Consider the following 1,091-nt stretch of genomic DNA (forward strand, 5'->3'; position numbering starts at 1 on the left):
CAACGCACCGCTGTCATAGAGGGCATAAACATCGCAGACCTCAAATAGGCGTTCCCAGCCTTGCTCATACGACCAGGCTTATTGATGCTGGTCCCGGACTGCGTCAGCCGCACATCAAGTCCCGCATGACGACTCACCTGAGATGATTTCAGCGTCGTGGGCAACGTGGTTAGCTCAGCCAAAGCCGCAAACACTGAAACTTCCCCCATCCCCGGTGCCGCTATCATGTGCTTGAATTGCGCACTCAGTGTGGGGCATGTCGAGATCAACTCACGGCCTGCAACCCTGAAGCGTTCAATTCGTTTGTCGAACATAGCAATCGCCTCTTCCTCATCCTCGATGAGTAGCGCCATTGAGGTTTCAGTCGCCTGCAACGCATGCAGCTCGTTCTTTGCCCGAGTGCGGTGGCAGGTCAGGCGGTTGATATGGCGACCAATGGCTCGTAGTTCCAGCTGGATCGGCGTAGGAGCAACCCATAATCGGGGTGTCATGCGCTCGCCATACTCGGCCAATAACTGCGCATCGATTCCGTCAGTCTTACTGGTTGTCAGCGTAAGTTTGGCAAAGTTATGGAAGCTTTTCGGATTAATGACCGAGACCGGCAAACCCGCTGCGGCCAGCTCAATAGCCAGATCCAGGTAATAAACTCCAGTCGCCTCCATGACCACCGCCACGGGTTTGAGGGACAACAGCTTTTTCACGGCTGCCTTGCGTCCCTTCGGCGTCTGGATAATGTCCCAAGACCCTGCCACACGGCCCTTGTCCCTCCAGCTCATGGCGCAACTGCGAGACCCAACGTCGATACCGATATACAACCCCATGCTTTTAACTCCAGAGAAATCAGGTAAGAATGTCTCCGGTTCCCCCGACCTCGAACTTCATGCCACTGCAACCTTGTAATGCGAAGTCCGACTTGTCGGCTTCTCGATACTCTTCGTGGTGGGCAATGAGGCGGGGGGGCCTCTCTACAGACAAGGTCAGGACTTAGTCCTGCCTTCAGGAGCGATCGGCCTCCCCCAGAAACGTATTTCTCGTATGTCACACCTTAGAGACTAACCCTTCTCCTTGGTGCAGGAGCAACATACAAGGAG

1 protein-coding gene is annotated in these 1,091 nt (G+C 54.9%); it reads right to left on the reverse strand.

What is annotated here, in order from left to right:
- Nucleotides 1–821 (reverse strand): IS110 family transposase (locus RX972_RS29010; protein ID WP_316880719.1); only part of this gene is annotated, 821 nt, incomplete at its 3' end.
- Nucleotides 822–1,091 lie beyond the last annotated feature (270 nt).

This window comes from Pseudomonas syringae group sp. J309-1, from assembly GCF_032582135.1.
Classification (GTDB): Bacteria; Pseudomonadota; Gammaproteobacteria; order Pseudomonadales; family Pseudomonadaceae; genus Aquipseudomonas; species Aquipseudomonas quasicaspiana.